The following is a 21,559-nucleotide window of genomic DNA, read 5'->3' on the forward strand; positions in this document are numbered from 1 at the left end:
GAAAGGATTGAAGCGATACTGCTTCGCCTCGGCATACGGCATCACCTGGACGGAAAGCGTCCACACCGGAAATTCGCCGCGCTTGATCGCATTGAACAGATCGCGGCGGTGGAAGTCGGCGTCGTTGCCGGCCATGGCCGCGGCTTCGGTGTTGGTGAAGAACTCCATGCCCTGATTGGTATGGAAGTGGTATTTCACCCAGAACTTCTCGCCCTGAGCGTTGACCCACATATAGGTATGCGAGCCGTAGCCGTTCATGTGACGCCACGTTCTGGGCAAGCCCCGCTCGCCCATCAGATACGTGACCTGATGCGCCGATTCCGGATTGTTGGTCCAGAAGTCCCATTGCATCTCGCCGTCGCGCAGCCCCGAATCGGGCAGGCGTTTCTGGCTGCGGATGAAGTGCGGAAACTTCATCGGATCGCGCACGAAGAACACGGGCGTGTTGTTGCCGACCAGATCGTAATTGCCCTCGGTCGTATAGAACTTCAGCGAAAAGCCGCGCACGTCGCGCCACGTATCCGGGCTGCCCATCTCGCCCGCCACGGTGGAAAAGCGCGCCAGCATTTCGGTGCTCGCGCCCTTCTGGAACAGGGCCGCTTTGGTGTACTTCGAAACGTCCTCGGTGGTCTTGAACTCGCCGAATGCGCCCGCGCCCTTCGCGTGCGGCTGGCGCTCAGGCACTTTCTCGCGGTTGAAATGCGCCATTTGCTCGAGGAAATGCACGTCGTGCAGCACGATCGGGCCATCCGGTCCGATCGTCAGCGAATTGCGGTCGCTGACGGCGGGCGCACCCGCGCTCGTCGTGGATTTGCCGGGAGACTTATCGCTCGAATCAGCCATGTGACCTCTCCTGTGGAATCGCCGAGCCGCGCAACGCGGGGCGGTCCGCGTCGGACGCGAACCTTTGCTGCTGCACCGTGTTACATCGCAGCTCTGTGTTGGGGGACGACCTGGCGCATGCCTCTTGGCCAGGGAGCGGACATTCTGCACCGACACGCAAAGCGCTGCGCTCAAGCGCGTTGTGCACCAACAGGCAAGGCGGCGATGTGGCGGAAAGGACTGCCAGTGGCGCGTCGTTTCCGATCAGAAAATCTCGTGCGGCACGGAATTCCCATGCGTTTCAGATAGGAAACCAGTCGGAAATTTCTGCTCTGCTGGACAGCTGACGATGTCAGTAAATTCTTAATTCGAATCAAGCATTTACTGAAATGTTGCGACGCACAACATAACGCTTGACACGCGTTTCTTTTGAGATATTATGAAGGTGATTGCTGCATCGCACCAATACGCGAACCGGTGATCGATAGAACGTTTTCTTCTTTTCGTAACGGAACCGACGCGTAGCGGTCCCCCCTCAGGAACAACGACATGACTCTGCCTACTCCCGAACAGTTCGCCGCCACCCAGAAAGCTGGCCTCGAAACCCTCTTCGGCCTGACGACCAAGGCGTTCGAGAGCGCAGTCAAGCTCGCCGAACTGAACATCGAAACGGCCCGCGCCGCCATCGCTGAAGGCCAGGAACACGCCCAGCGCACGCTGTCGGCCAAGGATCCGCAAGGCTTCTTCGCACTGCAAGCCGGCTACGCGCAGCCCGCCGCCGAAAAGGCACTGGCTTATGGCCGCAACGTGTACGCCATTGTTTCGGCCACGCATTCGGAACTCAGCGAAGCCGCTCAAAGCCAGTTCGAACAGCAGCAACGTGCCGTCCAGTCGTTCGTCGACTCGGCAGCCAAGAACGCGCCGGCCGGTTCGGAAACCGCCATCGCAGCGTTCAAGTCGGCCATCACGGCCGCCCAGGGCGCGTTTGAATCGGTGAACAAGGCTGCCAAGCAAGCCACCGAAATCGCCGAAAGCAACATCGACGCAGTCACCAAGGCCGCTTCGAAGGCAGCAGCCCAGGCTACGCGCACCGCAAAGCAAGCCGCCTAAGTTCTATAGAGGCAAGGTTTCCGGCTCGACGCTTTCACGGCGTCGAAGCCGCGCAAAAAACGGGTTTCGCATTGAGCGAAACCCGTTTTTTCTTTTAGGCGCAAATATTGCCGATCGGCGTCGATTAAACCCAACAGTTTCCTTTCGGCAACGCGCCGTCAGTCGTCGCAACTTCCCACGTCGAACATCGTCTTGAGCGCGCAATGCGAGGTCAGCATGCGGGCTTCGTCGTGCCCGACGCCCGGCACGATATGGAACTGCTGGTTCCGATCCGCCGGATGGCGTGCCTGCAAATAGCGGAAGAAACCTTCGGCGCGCGCGAGACGTTGCGGCCCTTGCGCCATGGCGGCACAGCTCTTATCGAGCGACGCCGAGGCGGGATCGTGATCGGCGCCGCCCACCAGATAGAGAATCTGCCGCTGTACGTAACGTGCTTCCAGTTGCTGCGGCGAGCGCGTGCGCATGAACGCGGGACGCGCCTGCATGCCGTATTTCCATCGATCGAAGCTCGGACAGTGCGACGCGTCGAACGCCGCAGGTACACCGCCGTCGGCATCTGGGCGCTGCGCATCGAAATACGCATACGACGACGGACTCGCCACCACGAAACGCACGTCGATGCCGGCCTGCGCCAGTTCGTCCGGCACATCGGAGGCAATCGCGTAGCGTTGAAGAACTTGCGCGCCGCCCGAATGCCCCGCGAACACGATCGTCTTGAGATTGGGAAAGCGCGCCTTGTCGGAGAGACGGCGCGCGATGGCATCGAGCACCGCGTAAGCGCCAACCGGCGCACCCGTCTTTGCTTCGGCGCCGCCCATCCAGGCGTCTGCATGCCAGCTCAGGAGATCGGACGGAGAGCGAAAAGCGCGCGTATCGTCAGTCGAAAGGAATTGCGGCGCGATCAGGATCGTACTGCCAGGTTCGCCGCCAGCCGCCTCGCGCGCGCGTTGCGCCGTGCGGAAATAGTCGTCGGCATTGCGCAGACGGCCATGCAGCACGATCACGGCTCGCACGACATCGGGCTGCGGCGTATTCCAGTCCGCGCTCAGGTCGAGCGCGAATTGCGCGTGGCCTTGCGGTGTGTCGATCGGCATGCGCGCGCTGGCGATCGCGTCCACGGGACGCTCGTTTGAGGCATGCGCGCGGCGTGCTTCAGCGGAATCGGCGAAAAAGGCGGCAAGCGCACAGGCCAGCAAGGCCGTAACAGCAGCGCAGGCGGCGCGCGGAACGATCGAACGCATCGTGTTTCCCATTGGAAAAACACAGGATAAAACGTTCGAATCGGAAACGCGCTGACCGAAGCGCCAGGCAGTGCCCCGGAATCAGGAGCCAAACATGCGGCTGACCGCGTGTTCGAGATGCTGGCGCATGGCTTCTGAAGCGCGCACGGCGTCGCGCGCCTGAATGGCTTCAAGCACTTCCAGATGCTCCTGCTGCACGATGCGCTGACGCTCGATCGACTTCACGAGCGAGAGATTGCGCGACAGATTCATGCTGAAGACCATCTGCTCCTGGATGCCCGAAAGCGCGGTGATGAAGAACGAATTCTTCGATGCGCGGGCAACGGCCATGTGAAACGCGAAGTCGTCCTTCGCACCAATGCCCGAGGTCTCGATGATCGTCTGCAGGTTGTCCCACTCGCGGCGGATGGCGGCGAGATCGGCGTCATCCGCCTTCTGCGCGGCGAGCGCGGCGGCGCCCGCCTCCACCACCACGCGGTATTCGTAGCAGCGACGGATGTCCGACAACGTTTCGAGCGGTGCGAAGCGGCGCACGTCCGGATCGGGGCGGCGCATGACCGTGGTGCCCGAACCGTGCCGCGTGGCGATGATGCCGTCCGCGCGCAGTTGCGCGAGCGCTTCGCGCACGGTCGGCCGCGAGGTAGCAAAGCGCTCCGCGAGCATGTGCTCGGTCGGCAGCCGTTCGCCTTCCTTGTATTCGCCTTCGATGATGCGGTTCAGGATGTCGCTGTAAATCCGCGCCGGCATATTCGGCGCTTTCTGCTCAGCCATGGTCAGGTGCTACGCGGTGAGTTGTCAGGTGTGTCGTGGATTGTAAGTCATATGAGGCGCTCGCAGAGCGAAAAGCCCCTGCCGGCAAGGCTTTAGCACATTCACAACATGTTTTCCCTGCATCAGCGCAGGGCGCTCACAGCAATACGCAGCGTGGCCGTTTCGCTTTGGCCCGGCGCCAGCCAGCGCAATCCGAGACCGTTGTGGATCGCATCGGGCAAGCCGAGCCACGGCTCGACGCAATAAAAATCCGCGTCGGGCGCAAGGGTCCATGAGGTCACCGCATACCAGGGCACAGAGCCGGGCCGCTTCAGGTCGATTTCGATCGCGCGATTGAGCGTCGGCAAGTCGATACGAACTGGCGCGAGCGGCTCGCCTTCGAGGCAATGAAAGCGGTCGACGATCTGCGGGTCGTCGAAGCAGTAATGCGTCTCGCCTGGCTGCGGCGCGGTGGTCCTGCCATCGGCCAACTGATGCCGGTAGACATTGCGCGGCAGCCTGAGCGTCGCCTCGGCGCGCTGCGTGTGCGGCAGCGCGAAATAGAAGTGGTGGCCCGCGTAGTAAGGCATGCGGTTCTCAAACGCGTCGGCGGAAGGTTCTGCGGTGTTCGTCGTAGTCAGGCTGACTTCGAGCGTCGCCTCCTCCACCAGACGATAGTGCGCCTCGAAACGGAAACGAAACGGATAACCCGTGCGTGTCGCTTCGCTATCGGTCAGCGTCATGTGCACGCCCGCGCCCTGCGCATCGACTCGCGCGTCGAACGGCAGATCGCGCGCGAAACCATGCAGCGGCACCTCGCGCACCACACCCCGCGCGTCGCGCCAAAGGCCGATGCGCCCGTCCACGCGATGGCGGGCGATGAAAGGAAACAGCAACGGATTGCCACCGCGCACCAGCGCGGGCTGGCTCCAGTCGGCGGAATCGGACCAGTGGATGATGGGCGCGCCGTGCAGATGCCACGACAACAGACGCCCGCCCGCCTGCGGCGCGATGAAGAGGCGCGAGCCGCCGCGCACGATTTCGATGACGTCCTGATCCTGAAACTTCGGCATGTCGTATCGGAAATTGAGAAAACTTTTGACGCGCGTTTGAACGCGCGTTTGCGGGGAGTTTGCGGGAACTTAAGCGCGCGCCTTTTTCCACTCGGCGTAAGCGGCGAGCGTCGCTTCGTTCGGCGGATAGGTGCCAGGCAGCGCCGCGCCCGCCTCGATGCGTTCGGTGATGAAGCATTCGAGCGTTTCCTGTTCGATGGCCGCCTGGGCAACTTCCTCGGCGAGATGGCGCGGGATCACCACCACGCCGTCGGCGTCGCCGACCAGGATGTCGCCCGGATACACCGCCACGCCGCCGCAGCCGATCGGCACGTTCAGATCGACGGTGTGGTGCTTGCAGAGATTGAGCGGCGCGGAGGCACCCGCGCAATAGACCGGGATGCCGAGCGCGGCGATGGTCGCGCTGTCGCGCACCGGGCCGTCCGAGACCATACCCGCGACGCCGCGCATCTTCAGCCGCGTGGCGAGGATCGAGCCCATCGAAGCTGCATCGGTCACGCCGCGGCAGTCCTGCACGAGCACCGCGCCGGCCGGCACGGTTTCCACACCCTTGCGCTGCGGATGCTCGGGATTCTGGAACGCGCTCAACTGGTCGAGATCCTCGCGCGCCGGGATGTTGCGCATCGTAAAGGCCGGGCCGACGAGATTGGGCGTGCCGGGCGCCGGCGAGGCCAGCGGCTTGACGCCCTGAATAAAGACGTTGCGCAGACCGTGTTTGAAAAGCTGGGTGGTGAGCGTTGCCGTGGAGACGTGGCGCAGTTGTTCGAGCGCTTGTTCGCTTAACGGGATGGCGGGTGAATTCATCGTGTCTCGTCCGTTTTTGTGGCGCGCGAGGGTCGCGCAGGCGGGTCGCCCGAGCGTCTCTGGGAGCCGCGTCGGGTGCAATGACGGCATTGTTGTAATACAACACGGAAATTGTCAACCAGCCCGATGTAGCTCGCTTTCGCGCCAGTCATCGGACAACCCTGCGAACGGCCGATTCCACGCCTTTTACCGGCTTGTCCAGCGCTTCCCGCAACGATCCGCACCTTTCTTGACCACCCGCAGGATGCTGCCAAGTCCCAGGGAAATCCCCATTCAAACAAGATTTGCTTTACAACTTTGGCGCAAATAGAATGATGTCTTACATGACGGGCCTTATCCGGGTTCGCCACGGCCAGGTCGAGAAAACCGAAAAAAGGCTGAACAAAGACAGCGGGACCGCAGGGTTGCATGACAAACACCTCGGCTACGCTGCCAGCAAACGCACGCATACAACATCCATCAGGACGTCCAGCGGGCATCGCGCCTCACGGAATCAACGTCCGCCATAGCAGGAGACGAGCAGTGCAACGCAAGACTATCAAAGGGGTTCGGTGGTGGATCATCGGCCTCATCATGATCGGCACGATCTTCAACTATCTCGCGCGCAGTTCGCTTTCCGTGGCAGCGCCCACGCTCACGCAGACGCTGCACATGACCACCCAGCAGTATTCGTACGTGGTCACGGCCTTCCAGGCCTGCTATGCGCTCTCGCAGCCGATCGCCGGCTTCGTGCTCGACTCCGTGGGCGTCAAGATCGGCTTCGCGATCTTCGCGTTCGGCTGGGCCATCGCCAACATGCTGCACGGCCTCGCCGGTAGCTGGCCCGCGCTGGCGTTCTTCCGCGGCCTGCTCGGCATGAGCGAAGCCGCGATCTTCCCGGCGGGCATGAAAGCCATCAGCGCGTGGTTCCCTGCAAAGGAACGCTCGGTCGCGACCGGCTGGCTCAACACCGGCACCTCGATCGGCGCAATGATCGCCCCGCCGCTCGTCGTGTGGTGCATTCTCAAGTACAACTGGCAATTCGCGTTCGTGCTCACGGGCGGCGTGGCGCTGATCTGGGTCGCGCTGTGGCTTGTGTTCTTCAAGATGCCCGCAGAGCACCCGAGGCTCTCGCAGGATGAAGCCGACTACATCCGCGCCGGCCAGACCGAAGCGCAGAAGTCGAGCGGCGGCAAGCGCGCCTCGTTCAAGGAAGTGCTGAAGACGCGCCGCTTCTGGGGCATCGGCATCCCGCGCATGCTCGCAGAACCCGCATGGCAGACCTTCGGCGCATGGATTCCGCTCTACATGGTCACCGTGCGTCACATGAACCTGAAGGAAATTGCGCTGTTCGCGTGGATTCCCTTCCTCGCCGCCGACCTCGGCTGCCTGATCGGCGGCTACCTCGCACCGCTCTTTATCCGCTGGTTCGGCTGCTCGCTGATCACCTCGCGCAAGCTCGTCATCACCACCGGCGCGCTGCTGATGATCGGACCGGCCTGCGTGGGCCTCGTCGCCAGCCCGTACGCCGCCATCGCGCTGTTCTGCGTCGGCACCTTCGCACACCAGACGATCTCGGGCGCCCTGTTCACGCTCGCTTCCGACGTATTCGGCCAGCATGAAGTCGCGACGGCCACGGGTCTCTCCGGCATGTTCGGTTACCTCGGCGCGACGGTGTTCTCGCTCATCGTGGGCGCACTGGCCAGCACGATCGGCTATAACCCTCTGTTTGTGTGCCTGATGCTGTTCGACCTGATCGGCGCCTGCGTCGCCTGGCGTCTGATCTCGAACCAGCAGCGCGACAATGTCGCCAGCGCCTCGCTGCAGGCCGCGCAGAACGTGAAAGCCTGATCGGCCCATCATCGGCCGGTGCCCGCGAGGGCACCGGCTTTTGGCGTTTTTAAACGAGGTAAAACCACTGTGAAGAAAGTTGCATTGTCCGGCGCGGCCGGCCAGCTTGGTACCGTACTGCGCAAGGGTCTACATGAGCGCGGCGTCAACCTGCGCTCGGCGGCCGGCACGAAGCCGCTTGAGCCGCTGTTCGACGGCGAAGACGTCATGCACGGCGACCTGCGCGATCCGGCCGTGGTCGATCGTCTGCTCGACGGCGTGGACGTGCTGATCCACATGGCGGGCACGAGCGTCGAACGCCCTCTGCCCGAGATCATCGAGAACAACCTGCGCGGCCTCGTCGAAGTCTATGAAGGCGCGCGCCGTCATGGCACGCAGCGCATCCTGTTCGCCAGCTCGAATCACGCGATCGGCATGTATCCGGTCGAAGACAAGCTCGATCTGGACTGCGCGTTTCGCCCCGATGGTTTCTATGGTCTCTCGAAGGCATGGGGCGAATCGCTCGCGCGCCTCTACTGGGACAAGCACGGCATCGAAACGGTGAACGTGCGCATCGGCAGTTGCCTGCCGAAGCCCACGGAGTTCCGCCATCTGAGTACGTGGTTTGGCCACGAGGACCTGTTCCATCTGATCGATCGCGTGATCAATGTGGAATCGATCGGCTTCGCTGTGGTGTGGGGCGTGTCGAACAACACGCGCAGCTACTGGGTGCAGGAAGGCGCGCACGACGACGCGAAGCGTCTGGGCTACGAGCCGAAGCAGAACGCCGAAGACTGGGCCGCGGAGATTCTCGCGCAACAGAATCCGCTTGACGCTACCGCGCAGCGTTATCAGGGCGGCAGTTTTGCGAGCTTTGATTTCACGCCGGCTGAAAAGCGTGGGCGCAAGGAATAAGCGTCCTTTCGCTGGTTCGCTGGATGCGTCCGATATGAAAAAGCGCCCACATGGGCGCTTTTTGCATGGCGGGGCCTGTGCGTGCGATCACGCCATCACAACACCCCGGACTTAAGAATCATCTGCACCGCCGCCGCCAGCACGCACACGAGCACGACAATGCGAAACGCCAGCGGATGCAGCTTGTCGCGCAACGGGCGAATCAAAAACATGCCGATAATCGCGGGCACGCTCGCCAGTGCGGAGATGCCAAGATCAACACCATTCGCATGCGCGCCGCTGCCGAAGGTGGTGATCAGCGTGAGCACCGACACCACCAGGATGATGGCGATCCGCTTGGTGAACACGCGCCCGGTTGCGCCCGAGGCGATCAGATACATCGCCAGCAGCGGGCCAGGCACCGAGGCGATGCTCTCCATCAACGCCGCACCGAACCCCAGCGCAAAACCCACCGGCTGCACCAGCCTGGGCGACAGCGTGAGCTTCGGCGACGCCAACAGCAACGCGGCCGCCACGATTAGCGCGCACCCCGACGCCGCCTGTGCGTGATGCGGCTCCAGCCGGATCAGCAGCGACACGCCCACCACATTGCCGATCACGGTGCCGATCAGCGGCGCGGCGATCTGCTTGACGGTCTTCCAGAACTCGCCGCCTTCGAGCGCCTGCGGAATATTGCCGAGGATGATCGGCATCGACAGCAGCAGCACCGCCTGCTTGACGGGCAAAAAGTGCGTGAGGATGGGCATGGCGACGAGCGGCACGCCAATCCCGGTCACCCCCTTCACCATGCCGCCGAGCACCAGCGCGACGGCGATACCGCAAAGCTGGAGCGCGTCGAGCGCCTGCATGTGCGGGAGCAGGACGCCCCCGGAAAGCTGGAAATCGAACATCGTTGACGAAGGGTGCGTGGAGGGACGCCGATGGGCGCAGGGATTATCGAGATGCCGGGAAAGGATGATAGCGCACCAACGCGACACGCCAGGCAGCCCCCTCGCGCACCGCCGGAATCCGTGCTCAAGCGGCCCTCAAACGTTGAACTGCTTGCCCACGTAATCGATATGCGCGTTGCGCAACGGCGCGGCCATTACGCTGGCGAAACTCGTGAGCGGCGTGCTGATCGGGCGCCAGACGTGTAAAGCGTGCGAACACCCAGACGGTGCCCGACGCGAACCTGGACGTTCGCGCACCGGGCACGCATCGAGCCATGCACTAGCCCGCTCGCGGCAAAAGTTCCTGTAAGCCACCAACTCGCCAGGTGCTGATAGACTTTCGCCCACGCCGGCTTAGAGAACGCACTAAAGCGCAAAGCCAGCTGTCGATAACAACGCGGGGTTGATATGTCTATTCGCACACTGGCGATCCTTCTGGTCGCCGCCACTACGCTCGGCCTGACGGGCTGCAACACGATTGCCGGTTTCGGCCAGGACATCACGGACTCGGCGCGCACGGTTCAGCACGCGCTTTAAACACCGTCCCCGGCGTCGTTTAAAGATCGAAGCCCATTTGCGCGCGGCCTGACGCCGTGAGGTCGTCAGCCGCCGCGCGACCGGCAAAATCCGCTTCAAAATGATCAGCCGGAAAATCGGGCGGACTTTTGCCGTCGAGAAACGCCGGCAATTGCCGCTTCAGGTAGGCATCGTTCTTCGCGCATGCCGGCACCGAAGCGATATACATCACGTTGCTGTAGCCACGGCCGCGATGCGCGTCTTCGACCGCGTGAATGACGTCGCTATGCCAGAACACCGTGTCGCCGGGTTGCATCAGCGGAATCGACGTGGGCGCGCGAAACAGCGGTGCGTGATAGTCGGCCTTGATCGACAGCGCGCGGCCTGGCATCGCGCCGCACAGATCGTCGTCGGCAACATCGTCCTGAAGTGCGCGCAGCAGGATATAGGCCATCGAGTTCGCAATTGGCACGAGTTGCAGCGTGCCGTCGCCCGGCCCTTGCTGCGTGAGCGCAGTCCATCCCTGGAATGTGCGGAACATCGAGCAGACCGCGGGAGACGGAATTTCTTCGACCTCAGTGCGCCATGCCGCGTCGAACGGATCATAGTCGCGCCAGTTGCCTGAAAATACGTGCCGATAGACCTTGCGAAAATTCGGCTCGATCCAGCGCTCGACCGATCCGCCATCACAATGCGCCGATAAACCCAGGGACTCCGAACCAGGCGGGCGGCGGCGCAGGCGATCCGCATAGACCGGAACGCGGTCGGGATCGAAATGCACGCGCCCTTCACTTTCCGTGCGCCAAAGCCGATTGAGAAAAACACGCGCCTGCGTCAGTTCGTTCGACTGACGCGCGAGCACCTGTGGCTTCGACCAGTACACGCCGTAAATCTGCGGCTTGCTCGACGCAAGCTGGCCGAAATATTTATCTTCGGCGCGATTGAGCAGGCGCTCATCAAGACGATTTCGCTCCACATAGTCAGCAATATCGCTGTCCCACTGCTCCACGAGCGAGCGATCGAAGACGTTGCGGATCACGCAGGCGCCGCGCGCCTTCACGAGCGCGATCTGCGCGGCGCTCACGCGGTTCTGCACGATGTCCTTGAAAGCGATTTCCGGAATGACCGCCTCGCCGCGCTCGCACAGCGTCGCGATCGCTTCGGCCTCCCTGGTCAACGCCGCCTCCACCTCGGCGAACACTTCGCGATAGTTAGGCAACCTCGCGCGCAGTTCGCGCTTTGCCTGGCGGATAGCTGCGGGCAGGTCGTCGATTTGCAGGGCCATTGCGTCGTCTCCGTTGGGTGTTTTCGTCAGGTGAAGCGTACGCGAACGGTCAAACCCTGCGTGATACTATCCAGCCAATAATTTCTCTATTCCAGCCATGAAAGCAGCCTTCGAACTGGTGGATTTCGGCCGCGACTGTTCCGTGCGGGTTTACCACCGGCAGCTGCGGCGCATCCCGTTCGAATGGCATCACCATCCGGAATACGAGCTCACGCTGACCTTGAACAGTCAGGGCAAGCGCTACATTGGCGATTCAGTGACGAGCTACGGCGCGGACGACCTGGTGCTGGTGCCGCCCAATCTCCCGCACACGTGGGCGTCGAATCGCTCGATCGACGATGCACAGCCGGAGGTTGCCATCGTCGTCTGGTTCGATGGCGCATGGGTGCGGCGTCTCGCCGACGTCTGCCCCGAGTACAACGGCCTATGCGATCTGTTGCGGCGCGCCGCCTGCGGCCTGGCCTTCGAAGAAGGCGCAGGTGCGCGCATGCGGGAATATCTCGACCGGTTGTTGTCGGCGACACCCCGCGAGCGGCTGCACGCCGCGCTCGACGTGCTGGCTTTGCTCTCGACGCTGCCAGCTACCCCGCTCGCAACGCCCAGCGCATTCGATGCCCAGACCGGCGCGGCCAACGGCCACGAGCCGGATCAGATCAACCGCGTGCTGGCCTTGATCGAAACGCAATTCTCGCGTGAGCTTCGGCTATCGACGCTTGCCAAGGCGTCCGGTCTTTCCGAGCGTTCCTTGACGCGGCATTTCATGCATCATCTCGGCGAAAGCGTTGGGCGTTATATCAACCGCGTTCGCATCGGCCACGCATGCCGGATGTTGACCGATACGCAAGCGCCGGTTTCAGTGATCGCCATGCGATCCGGCTTTCCCAACGCCGCGAATTTCAATCGGCAATTCAAGGCGGTCAAAGGCATGACGCCGGTTGAATACAGACGACAGTTCCTGAATGCCAGTCAGGATAACGAATCAATGTCGCCCAGGTTGACCGAGCGTTCCGCTTCGCTACAGCGCCTGAAAGACGATCGCGCTGATAAAAGACCACAAAAAGCGCGTCAATGACTACGCGCCCGAACGCTCGACCTTTGCCTCTCGTCTCGACCTTTCGTTGATAATCTGATGGCGGCGATGGTCGGTCATCTTCTTCCAGCTCCGCGCCTCTTCACGCGTTCGATAACAGCCGGTGCAGAATCCGGTCTTGCCATCGAACGCACATAAATCGACGCATGGCGATTTGACAGCCATCGTTCAAGCTCCCACGCCGGTCGGATTCACTTCGACCGTCACATGCGACAATTCCTTGAACTGCTTGAGCGCTGCGTGATAGAAACCAGCGTTGCGCTGCAATTGCCCGGTCGCCACCGATACGATCGCGCTCATGTGACCTGGCCCAACGCGCCAGATATGAAGATCGAGCACGGCATCGCCGTTGTCCTCGATGACATGACGGACATTCTCGGCCATGCGTTTGTCCGGATTCATGTCGAGCAGAATGCCGCCTGTATCGCGCATCAGACCCCACGACCAGTTTGCAATCACCAGTGCGCCGATCACGCCTGCGAGCGGGTCCATCCAGACCCAGCCAAATGCACGCGCCAGCAGCAAGCCGATGATCGCCAGCACCGAAACTGCCGCATCGGCAATGACGTGAACGTAGGCCGAACGGATGTTGTGGTCGCGGTTCGCGGCCATCTGCGCATCGTCGTGGCCATGGCCGTGGTCATGCTCATGGTCGTGACCCTGTCCATGATGGTGACCGTGATGATTGCCGCTCAGCAGCCAGACGCTGGCGAGATTAACCAATAGCCCAAGCACGGCGATAGGTATCGCCTGACCGAAGTGAATCGGCACGGGTGCAAAGAAACGCGACACGGCTTCATAGCCGATCAGCACCGCAATCATGGCAAGCACGATTGCACTGGTAAAGCCCGCCAGATCGCCCAGTTTGCCGGTGCCGAATACGAAACGCCTGTCCGCCGCGTGCCTGCGGGCATAGGTGTAGGCCAACGCGGCGATCAGCATCGCGCCTGCGTGCGTCGACATATGCAGACCGTCTGCGACGAGAGCCAGCGAGCCAAACAGACTGCCGCCAACAATTTCAGCCACCATCATCACGCTGCACAGCGCGATTACCATCCACGTCCTGCGCTCGTTCTCTTCGTGGGCCGCGCCCAGGAAGATGTGGTCGTGTCCCGCTCCGAAGGCGGAATCGGCAAATTTGCTCATGGCGCCCTCTTACTTGAAGTAGCTGTGGACTATTTCGATCAATTGCTCGGTGCCGCTGCCGTGCTCGTCGTCATGCGGCTCGGCATCGACAAGATGCGTACGGATGTGGTCTTCGAGAACCACGGCCAGCAGCCCGTTCATCGCGCCACGACTACTGGTGACGAGCTGGAGCACGTCCATGCAGCCGCGCTCCTCTTCCAGCGCGCGCTCGATCGCTTCAACCTGGCCCTTGATACGGCGAACGCGGTTGAGCAGCTTCTGTTTTTCGCGAATCGTGTGGCTCACTGGCAGCTCCATTTATACGGTAGGGGGGTATATTACCCTGGATAGGGTACGGGGGTATACTTTATCCGGTGCAGACGAAAAAAAGCCCACCTGGCAAACGCCGGGTGGGCCAACCTGTCTCGGAGTCTAGAAAATCAGAAGCGATGCACGATACCCACGGCCCCCGCGAACTGGCTGCGCGATGAAGACGGCGCGCCATTCTGGCCGTCGCCGATATCGGCCGTGGCGTTGATGATGTCGCCCGCGCCGTTCGTGCCCAGCGTCTGGCCGCCCGCGCGCTGATACGCCTCGACGAAGTACAGGCCTGTGCGCTTGGACAGGCTGTAGTACTGCGAGAGGTTGAACTGCTGGTACGAAGCCGCGCTCGTGATGCCGTTGGCCTTGGTCGCGCGTGTGTAGCTATAACCCGCGGCAAGATCCAGCGCGACGAGCGGCTTGTAGTGCAGCACGACGCCGCCGGTATTCCAGATCTGCGTGTCGAAGAACTTCGAGCCTGCGCCCGCGACGTATTGCACGTTCGAGTACGACGCCGAAATATCCCACTGCGAGTTGAACGCGTATCCGCCCGTGACCGCGAGGCGCTGCTGCGTCTGCGCCGTCGTGAAGCCGTTGGTCACGCCCGACACGCCCGGCTCGCCGTTGCTGTACGCCGTCGAGCTAGAGCCCCACGTGCCGCCGCCGCTCGTCGAGTTGCTCAGGCGTTCGAAGCCCACGGCAAGCCCCACGGGACCGTGGATATAGTTCGCCGCCACGCTCCACGACTGGCCCGCGCCTGTGCTGCCCGGCACGCCGCCGAATGCGTACATGCCGCTGAACGTGAAGCCCGAGAAATTAGGCGAGGTATAGACGAGCGAGTTGTTGATCCGGTAGATCGTGTCCATCGAATCCAGATCGCCCGGGTGCGCGCCGTATGCGCCCGTGAGCCAGGTGGTGGGGCTATAGGGCGAAAGCAGCGTGTAGTACGGTGCGTACTGGCGGCCCGCCGTGAGCGTGCCGTAGTCCTTGTTGGCAATACCGACAAAAGCCGCGCGGCTGAACATCAGGTTGGTTGTGGATTGCGCGCCGTTGGCCGAGTTATAGCCTTCTTCGAGCTGGAAGATCGCGCGCGTGCCGCCGCCGAGATCTTCGCTGCCCTTGAAGCCAAAGCGCGACCCCGCCCACACACCCTGCACCATCTTGACGGCCGAATGGCCGCCCGAATTGCTGCCGAGCGACGCCGAGCTGCTTTGATACCCAATGCCGGTATCGACGATACCGTACAGCGTGACGCTGCTCTGGGCATGCGCGCCCAGTGCGGCGAGTCCAAGTGCGGAAGCGAGAATGGTCTTCTTCATCTGTACTCCTGATTTAATCGTTGTGATGTATTGCTTTTTTAACTACTCTTTTATCTCTTGCGAGAGTGCTCCTCCGCTCCGGCATGAAGCGCCGCGAGGGTGATACCCAGCGCAACGCCCGATGCCTTCACTTGCGAATCCCTGCGTCCTTAGTGGATTTCGGGCTCGCCGCCAGCTTCGCTGTTGCTGCCATTACCGTTGCAGCCGCCCGCGCCATCGCGCTGCATGAAGTCGAATTCGCAGCCGTTGTTGGCCTGCATCACGTGCATCTGGTACATCGCGCCATAGCCACGCTTGAAACGCGGTTCCGGAGCCACCCAGGCGGCCTTGCGGCGCGCCATTTCCTCGTCGGAGATCAGCACGTTCAGGCGGCGCTCCGGCACGTTCAGCTCGATCAGGTCGCCGTCCTGCACCAGCGCAAGCGGACCGCCGATAAACGATTCGGGCGCCACGTGCAGCACGCACGCGCCGTAGCTCGTGCCGCTCATGCGCGCATCCGAAATACGCAGCATGTCGCGCACGCCCTTCTGCAGAATCTTTTGCGGAATCGGCAACTGGCCCCACTCGGGCATGCCAGGCGCCCCCACCGGACCGGCGTGCTGAAGCACGATCACGCTGTTCTCGTCGCAATCCAGCTCTTCGCTGTCGATGCGCGCGGCCATGTCGTTGTAGTCCTTGAACACCACGGCCTTGCCCGTATGCACGTGCAGGCGTTTTTCCGCTGCGCCCGGCTTGATGACCGCTCCATCCGGCGCGAGGTTGCCGCGCAGCACCGCGAGACCCGTATCGGGCATCAGCGGCTTCGCACGGCGATAGATGACCTCTTCGTTATAGATCTCGGCATCGGCGATGTTTTCGCCCAGCGTCTTGCCGTTCACCGTCATCTGCGTGCCGTCGATCAGATCGCCCAGTTCCTTGAGCATCGCGCGCAAGCCGCCCGAATAATAGAAGTCCTCCATGAGGTACTTGCCGGTCGGGCGGATGTTCGCCAGCACCGGCGTGCGGCGCGCGATTTCATCGTATTGCGCGAGCGTCAGATCAACGCCAGCGCGGCGCGCGAGCGCGATCATGTGGACGATGGCGTTGGTCGAACCGGAAAGCGCCAGGCAGGTCGTGACCGCGTTATCGACCGCCTTGCGCGTGATGATGTCCGAAGGCTTGAGGTCTTCCCACACCATTTCGACAATACGCATGCCGGTTTTCGCCGACATCTGCGCATGGCGCGAATCCGGTGCGGGAATCGACGCGAAGCCCGGCAGCGTGAAGCCCAACGCTTCCGCCGCGCTCGTCATCGTCGATGCGGTACCCATCGTCATGCAGTGGCCCGGCGAGCGAGCGATGCCGCCTTCGACGCCCTTCCAGTCTTCTTCGGTGATCTTGCCGGCGCGCAGATCGGCCCAGTATTTCCACGTGTCCGAGCCCGAACCGAGCGTCACGCCGTTCCAGTTGCCGTTGAGCATCGGGCCGGCCGGCAGGAAGATGGTGGGCAGATCCATTGAGATCGCGCCCATCAGCAGCGCGGGCGTGGTCTTGTCGCAGCCGCCCATCAGCACGACGCCGTCAGCCGGATACGAGCGCAGCGTCTCTTCCGCTTCCATCGCGAGGAAGTTGCGATAAAGCATCGTCGTGGGCTTCTGGAACGGCTCGGAGAGCGTCTGCACCGGCAATTCGATCGGGAAACCGCCAGCCTGCCAGATGCCGCGTTTGACCTCTTCCACGCGCTGCTTGAAGTGCGTATGGCAGGGGTTGATCTCGCTCCACGTATTGAGGATCGCGATCACCGGCTTGCCTGCGTACTCTTCGCGGCTGTAGCCCATCTGCGCCGTGCGCGAGCGATGGCCGAACGATCGCAGATCGTTCACGCCATACCAACGGTGGCTGCGCAGTTCTTCGGGGGTCTTTCGCTTGTTGCTCATCTTGCGTTGCTCCAGGTGTTTCCGCGGATGTGTTTCAGAAGATCGCCGGCCCAAGGGCGCTCCGCTAGCGCTGTTCCTTCACGCGCGACACGAGTTGTGTCGGGCTGACGAACTGCAGCGCGACCAGCACCCATGCGAGCGTGATCGCCATGTAGATCATCGCCATGGCGTCGATGGATTGCGGCGCGCGCACGCCTGTCGAGAACACTGCGTAATACAGCGCGACGACAAGGGTTTGCGTGTCGGGTCCGGCGGTAAAGAAAGTGAGTTCGAACATGCCGATCGTGCGCACCAGCACGAGCAGCCCGGCCGCCAGCATCCCCGGCACGAGGAGCGGCAGCAGTACGTAACGGAAATAGCGCAGCGTGTTCGCGCCAAAGATGCGCGCGGCCGATTCCAGATTCGGATCGATCTGCTCGATAAACGGCGTCATCACCAGAATCACGAACGGCAGCGCCGGCACGAGGTTCGCCAGAATCACGCCGGGCAGCGTGCCCGCCAGACCAAACTGATACATTGCCGTGGCCATCGGAATACCGTAGGTCACCGGCGGCACCATCAGCGGCAGCAGGAACACGAGCATGCAGATGCGCTTGCCCGGAAACTGCGCGCGCGCGAGTGCATAGGCCGCGGGCACGCCCAGCGCGATAGACAGCAGCACGACCGCGCCCACCACTTCGAACGTGACCCACAGCACGCTGCCCAACTGGAAGTCGCGCCACGCCTGCGCGTACCAGTGCAGCGTGAAGCCCTGCGGCAGCGGCGTGCCGAACCAGCGCGTGGCGATGGAGTTCACGCCCACCGTGGCGATCAACAGCACCACGTTGAGCAGGAAGAACACCACGCCGCCCCAGACGATCACTTTCCAGAGGACATCGGGCACGCTGGCGCGGGCTTTCGCACGCGGCGCGTTTGCGCTGTCACGTTGCTCGCCGGGCATCGAAGGATTCGCGTGCAGCCCGGCTGCGTTGCGTTGATGTGCGGTCATCAGCCTTTCCCCCCGCTCACCGGGCCCGAGTAGAAGTAGCGCTTTGCGCTGAGCATCGCGGCCACGACAACCAGTTGCACGAAGCCCATCGCAATCGCGATGGTCGAAGCGAGCGAATAGTCGTAGCTCTCAAATGCCGCTTCCGAAGCCGCAATCGAAATCACGCGCGTGGGGCCTGCCGGTGCGCCAAGCAACACCGCCGAAGGAAACACCGAATACGCCTGCACGAACGACAAACACGCCGCCATCGTGAGACCGGGCGCGAGCAGCGGCAGATAGATCAAACGGAACTGCTGCCACGGGCCTGCGCCAAGCGTGGCCGCCGCGCGCGCGAGCGTCGGGTCGATGCCGGTCACGTACGAAAGCGTCAGGAGAAATGCAAACGGAAAGCCCGACACGATCAGCGAGATCAGCACGCCCCAGTAGTTGTGCGTGAGGCGAATCTCTTCGCTGGTATAGAGATGCAGCGCGTGCAAGGCCTGCGGAAACCAGCCGTTCGGGCCGAAGTAGCTCAACATGCCATCGGCGATCAGCACGGTGCCGAGCGTGACCGGAATCACGAGCAGCGTCGTCACCAGCTTCTGATAGGGCGATTTGCGTCGCAGCGCAAATGCCACCGGCAGCGACAAACCCACGTTGATGATCGTCGCGGGCACGGCCAGCTTGAGCGTGACGAATACCGTGGGCCACAGTGCGAGATCGTGAAAGAACTGCACGTAGTTCGCGAGCATGCCGCCGCCGTTCATCGGCTTGAACGACAGCACGAGGCCGTAGGCGAACGGATAGAGAAACAGCGCGACGATAAAGCCGAGCGCAGGCGCGACCAGCCAGCCACGCGCGTCGCGCGGCGCCTTCGTGAGCGAGGAGACCAGCGTGCTCATGCGGCACGCTCCGCATAGGCCAGCACGCGCGACGGCGCGACACTCAGCGTGGCGCGCTCGCCCGCTTCGAATTCGCCTTCCACGCGCGCCCACAACTTGCCAAAAGGTGCATTGGCGAGCAGCAGCGAATCGCGGCCGCCGTATTCGACCATTTCGACTTCGACGTCGAAGGCGTTGGCATCGCCCGCATTGGCGCGCTCGAAATCTTCGGGACGCATCGCCACCGAAATCTCGCTGCCGTTCACGTCGCCCATCGGCACGCCCGTGAGCGTGATGCCCGACGCCGACATCGCGATATGCTCGCCGCGCTCGCCGCTCACGGCGAACGGCAGCACGTTGCGATAGCCCATGAAGCGCGCGACATGCAGATTCGAGGGACGGCTATAGACTTCCTTGGGCGTGGCAACCTGCTGCACGACGCCCTCTCTCATCACGACGATGCGGTCGGCCATCGACAGGGCCTCGTCCTGGTCGTGCGTGACGTAGATCGTGGCGCGTTCGAGCTGGCTGTGAATGCGGCGAATTTCCGCGCGCATTTCAATGCGCAGTTTGGTGTCGAGATTCGAAAGCGGCTCGTCCATCAGCACGAGCGGCGGTTCGATGACGATCGCGCGCGCAATCGCCACGCGTTGCTGCTGGCCGCCCGAGAGCTGACCCGGCAGCTTGCTTTCGTGGCCGACGAGTTGCACGAGTTGCAGCGCCTCGCGCGCGCGGCGCTTCGCTTCATCGCGCGGCACGCCCTGCATTTTCAGGCCAAAGCCCACGTTTTCCAGCACGCTCATATGCGGGAACAACGCGTAATTCTGGAACACCATGCCAAAGCCGCGCTTTTCCGGCGGCAGCACGTCGATGCGCTGATCGTCGAGCCAGATGCTGCCGCTCGTGAGCGGCTGCAGGCCCGCGATGCAGTTGAGCGCCGTCGACTTACCGCAGCCCGAGGGGCCGAGCAGCGCAATGAATTCGCCGCGGCGAATGTCGAGATCGAGCCCGCGCAGCGCCGCGAGTTGCGTGCCCTCCGCGCTGGTGAAACTCCGACACACCGCGTCCAGACGCAGACGATCGAAAGAATGCTTCATGACACCTTCCTGACCACGTGATCCACTTATCTGAGGCCAGGCTGCGAGCAGCGCTCGAAGCCTGGCGTCGCGCCCTTTACCCTGTTATTGCGACTTCTGCGAGCCGACTTCGCGGTCCCATTTCTGGAAGGCCGCGACCATCGCCTGCGCCGAAAGCGGCTGGACGTGCGGATACTGCGTGAGCCACTTCGCGTATTCAGGACGGCCAAACCTGGCGATCACGTCCTGGCTCTGCTTCGGCGCCATCGCGAGCGTCACGCCGTTCACGGCCGGGCCCGGATAGAAGTAACCGTCGTCATACGTCATGGCCTGCTGCTGCGGCTCCAGCATGAAGTTCATCAGCTTGAGCAGCACCGCGAGCTTGTCCTTCGACACGCCCTTGGGCACCACCATGAAGTGCGCGTCGTTCACCCACGTCATGTTGTCAAACGCCTGCACCTTGAATTCGGCGGGAACGATGCCGAGCGCGCGCGGGTTAATATCCCAGCCCGTCACCGTTACGGTCATGTCGCGCGTGCCCTCGCCCAATTCCTTCATCACCGCCGAAGTGCCACCCGGGTAGTACGGCACGCACGAATTCAGCTCTTTGAGGAAGGCCCAGGTCTTGTCCCAGCCGTTGATCGGGTCCTGCGGATTCTTGTCGCCGAGCAGATACGGCAGGCCCATCAGGAAGGTGCGGCCCGGGCCCGAATTGGCGGGGCGCGCGTAGATCAGCTTGCCGGGATTGGCCTTGCAGTAGGCCAGCAATTCAGCCGGCGTGTGCGGCGGCTTCGCAACTTTTGCGGGGTTGTATTCGACCAGCGGCCCAGCCGGCATATACGAGACTTCCAGGCCGTAGCCCTGTGCGAGATCCTGCATCTTGCGCGGACCCGGCGCGTATTTGTCGAGCACGCCTGGCAGCGCCGCGGACTGATCCGGCAGCAGCTTCGTCCAGAGGTTCTGCTCGATGCCCGCAGCGAGCGCGTCGGTGCCCGTCAGCACCAGATCGATATCGGCGCGGCCTGCGGCCTGCATCGCCTTGATCTTGCCGGGCAGTTGCGGCGCGGGCGCGTTGGTGTAAGTGATGTTGGAGACGAGATTCGGATACTTCGCCTTGAACGCCTCGAAGGCCTTCTGCGTGAGTTGCAGATTGCCGGCCACGTCGACAATGTTCAGGGAAACGGGATCAGCCTTCGCCGCGCTCACGCCGAGCGCCGCAACGGCCGCCACACAAACGGCCAGCACCCTGGCCTTAAAGCGTCCATCGAACATCGCATCTCCTCACTCTGTTTATGGAATTTTTTCTTCGCGGCTGCGCTTGTTGTCTTATTTGTCTACTGCGCCGCGGTCAAAGGATGCCCAACCACACATCAAGTTGTCAAGCAACGTAAAGGCCGACGTAAGGACTTTTGTTAGCCCGCGCTCTCAGGCTCACCCGCGGTGTTATGACGAAGGCGCTTGCAGCTGTTCTGCAAGCGCCTTCGGCCGTCTTTTAACGCTTATTTGCGCACCAGCTCGCCGTCGCGCAGACGCCACAGCGCGAGCGGATTGCCGTCCTGCAGCGTGGCGGGAAGCAGTTCCGCCGGCAGATCCTGATAGCAGACCGGGCG

21 protein-coding genes are annotated in these 21,559 nt (G+C 62.5%); 5 read left to right on the top strand and 16 right to left on the bottom strand.

What is annotated here, in order from left to right; genetic code table 11:
- Window positions 1–843 (bottom strand): catalase (locus tag VG320_RS11200; RefSeq protein ID WP_327200175.1); only part of this gene is annotated, 843 nt, incomplete at its 3' end.
- A gap of 528 nt (window positions 844–1,371) precedes the next feature.
- On the opposite strand from VG320_RS11200, the gene phaP reads away from it, so the two are divergent.
- Window positions 1,372–1,932: a TIGR01841 family phasin gene (phaP, locus tag VG320_RS11205; RefSeq protein ID WP_103704587.1), complete on the top strand. Its 561-nt coding sequence runs from the start codon at window positions 1,372–1,374 to the stop codon at window positions 1,930–1,932.
- 158 nt (window positions 1,933–2,090) lie between these two features.
- On the opposite strand, the gene VG320_RS11210 is transcribed toward phaP, so the two are convergent.
- From VG320_RS11210 to VG320_RS11225, 4 genes are all read right to left on the bottom strand, one after another.
- A complete protein-coding gene (locus VG320_RS11210; RefSeq protein ID WP_327200176.1) occupies window positions 2,091–3,173 on the bottom strand; it encodes an alpha/beta hydrolase in 1,083 nt (360 codons plus the stop codon).
- 81 nt (window positions 3,174–3,254) lie between these two features.
- Window positions 3,255–3,944: a FadR/GntR family transcriptional regulator gene (locus tag VG320_RS11215; RefSeq protein ID WP_327200177.1), complete on the bottom strand. Its 690-nt coding sequence runs from the start codon at window positions 3,942–3,944 to the stop codon at window positions 3,255–3,257.
- A 122-nt stretch (window positions 3,945–4,066) separates the two neighbouring features.
- A complete protein-coding gene (locus tag VG320_RS11220) occupies window positions 4,067–4,996 on the bottom strand; it encodes an aldose epimerase (RefSeq protein ID WP_327200178.1) in 930 nt (309 codons plus the stop codon).
- Between the two features lie 69 nt (window positions 4,997–5,065).
- The gene (locus VG320_RS11225) at window positions 5,066–5,800 is read right to left on the bottom strand and encodes a ribonuclease activity regulator RraA (protein WP_327200179.1); all 735 of its coding nucleotides are present in this window, start codon (window positions 5,798–5,800) and stop codon (window positions 5,066–5,068) included.
- Window positions 5,801–6,322: 522 nt separating this feature from the next.
- Here VG320_RS11225 and VG320_RS11230 point away from each other — a divergent pair.
- Window positions 6,323–7,630 carry an MFS transporter gene (locus VG320_RS11230; RefSeq protein WP_414696015.1) on the top strand — a complete coding sequence of 436 codons (1,308 nt, stop codon included), beginning with the start codon at window positions 6,323–6,325 and terminating at the stop codon, window positions 7,628–7,630.
- A gap of 69 nt (window positions 7,631–7,699) precedes the next feature.
- On the top strand, window positions 7,700–8,524 hold the full coding sequence (locus VG320_RS11235; protein WP_327200180.1) for an NAD(P)-dependent oxidoreductase: 825 nt from the start codon (window positions 7,700–7,702) through the stop codon (window positions 8,522–8,524).
- A gap of 95 nt (window positions 8,525–8,619) precedes the next feature.
- Here the strand turns inward: VG320_RS11235 and VG320_RS11240 are convergent, their stop codons facing one another.
- Complete coding sequence (locus VG320_RS11240; RefSeq protein WP_327200181.1) at window positions 8,620–9,414, bottom strand: sulfite exporter TauE/SafE family protein; 795 nt, start codon at window positions 9,412–9,414, stop codon at window positions 8,620–8,622.
- 447 nt (window positions 9,415–9,861) lie between these two features.
- On the opposite strand from VG320_RS11240, the gene VG320_RS11245 reads away from it, so the two are divergent.
- A complete protein-coding gene (locus VG320_RS11245) occupies window positions 9,862–9,990 on the top strand; it encodes a hypothetical protein (RefSeq protein ID WP_279629751.1) in 129 nt (42 codons plus the stop codon).
- Window positions 9,991–10,009: 19 nt separating this feature from the next.
- Here the strand turns inward: VG320_RS11245 and VG320_RS11250 are convergent, their stop codons facing one another.
- Window positions 10,010–11,254: a DUF1479 domain-containing protein gene (locus VG320_RS11250; protein WP_327200182.1), complete on the bottom strand. Its 1,245-nt coding sequence runs from the start codon at window positions 11,252–11,254 to the stop codon at window positions 10,010–10,012.
- Between the two features lie 97 nt (window positions 11,255–11,351).
- Between VG320_RS11250 and VG320_RS11255 the strand changes: the two genes are divergently transcribed.
- On the top strand, window positions 11,352–12,326 hold the full coding sequence (locus tag VG320_RS11255; protein WP_327200183.1) for an AraC family transcriptional regulator: 975 nt from the start codon (window positions 11,352–11,354) through the stop codon (window positions 12,324–12,326).
- On the opposite strand, the gene VG320_RS11260 is transcribed toward VG320_RS11255, so the two are convergent.
- The 9 genes from VG320_RS11260 to VG320_RS11300 all read right to left on the bottom strand — a co-directional run bounded on the left by VG320_RS11260 (window position 12,327) and on the right by VG320_RS11300 (window position 21,221).
- Entirely contained in the window at window positions 12,327–12,509 is a 183-nt protein-coding gene (locus VG320_RS11260) for a DUF1289 domain-containing protein (RefSeq protein ID WP_327200184.1), read from the bottom strand. It lies immediately after the preceding gene.
- A gap of 3 nt (window positions 12,510–12,512) precedes the next feature.
- On the bottom strand, window positions 12,513–13,490 hold the full coding sequence (gene dmeF, locus VG320_RS11265) for a CDF family Co(II)/Ni(II) efflux transporter DmeF (protein ID WP_327200185.1): 978 nt from the start codon (window positions 13,488–13,490) through the stop codon (window positions 12,513–12,515).
- Between the two features lie 9 nt (window positions 13,491–13,499).
- Window positions 13,500–13,775: a metal/formaldehyde-sensitive transcriptional repressor gene (locus VG320_RS11270; protein ID WP_103704597.1), complete on the bottom strand. Its 276-nt coding sequence runs from the start codon at window positions 13,773–13,775 to the stop codon at window positions 13,500–13,502.
- Window positions 13,776–13,909: 134 nt separating this feature from the next.
- Window positions 13,910–15,109, bottom strand: coding sequence for a porin (locus tag VG320_RS11275; protein ID WP_327200186.1), 1,200 nt, complete (start codon window positions 15,107–15,109; stop codon window positions 13,910–13,912).
- Between the two features lie 149 nt (window positions 15,110–15,258).
- Complete coding sequence (araD, locus tag VG320_RS11280) at window positions 15,259–17,025, bottom strand: L-arabinonate dehydratase (protein WP_327200187.1); 1,767 nt, start codon at window positions 17,023–17,025, stop codon at window positions 15,259–15,261.
- A 64-nt stretch (window positions 17,026–17,089) separates the two neighbouring features.
- Window positions 17,090–18,013 carry an ABC transporter permease gene (locus tag VG320_RS11285; protein ID WP_414696017.1) on the bottom strand — a complete coding sequence of 308 codons (924 nt, stop codon included), beginning with the start codon at window positions 18,011–18,013 and terminating at the stop codon, window positions 17,090–17,092.
- Complete coding sequence (locus tag VG320_RS11290; RefSeq protein WP_327200188.1) at window positions 18,013–18,894, bottom strand: sugar ABC transporter permease; 882 nt, start codon at window positions 18,892–18,894, stop codon at window positions 18,013–18,015. The genes VG320_RS11285 and VG320_RS11290 overlap by 1 nt, the downstream gene beginning before the upstream one ends.
- Window positions 18,891–19,970 carry an ABC transporter ATP-binding protein gene (locus VG320_RS11295; RefSeq protein WP_327200189.1) on the bottom strand — a complete coding sequence of 360 codons (1,080 nt, stop codon included), beginning with the start codon at window positions 19,968–19,970 and terminating at the stop codon, window positions 18,891–18,893. The genes VG320_RS11290 and VG320_RS11295 overlap by 4 nt, the downstream gene beginning before the upstream one ends.
- 84 nt (window positions 19,971–20,054) lie before the next feature.
- Window positions 20,055–21,221, bottom strand: coding sequence for an ABC transporter substrate-binding protein (locus VG320_RS11300; protein WP_327200190.1), 1,167 nt, complete (start codon window positions 21,219–21,221; stop codon window positions 20,055–20,057).
- Window positions 21,222–21,559: the final 338 nt, after the last annotated feature.

The sequence above is a fragment of the Paraburkholderia sp. genome (assembly GCF_035948235.1).
GTDB lineage: Bacteria > Pseudomonadota > Gammaproteobacteria > Burkholderiales > Burkholderiaceae > Paraburkholderia.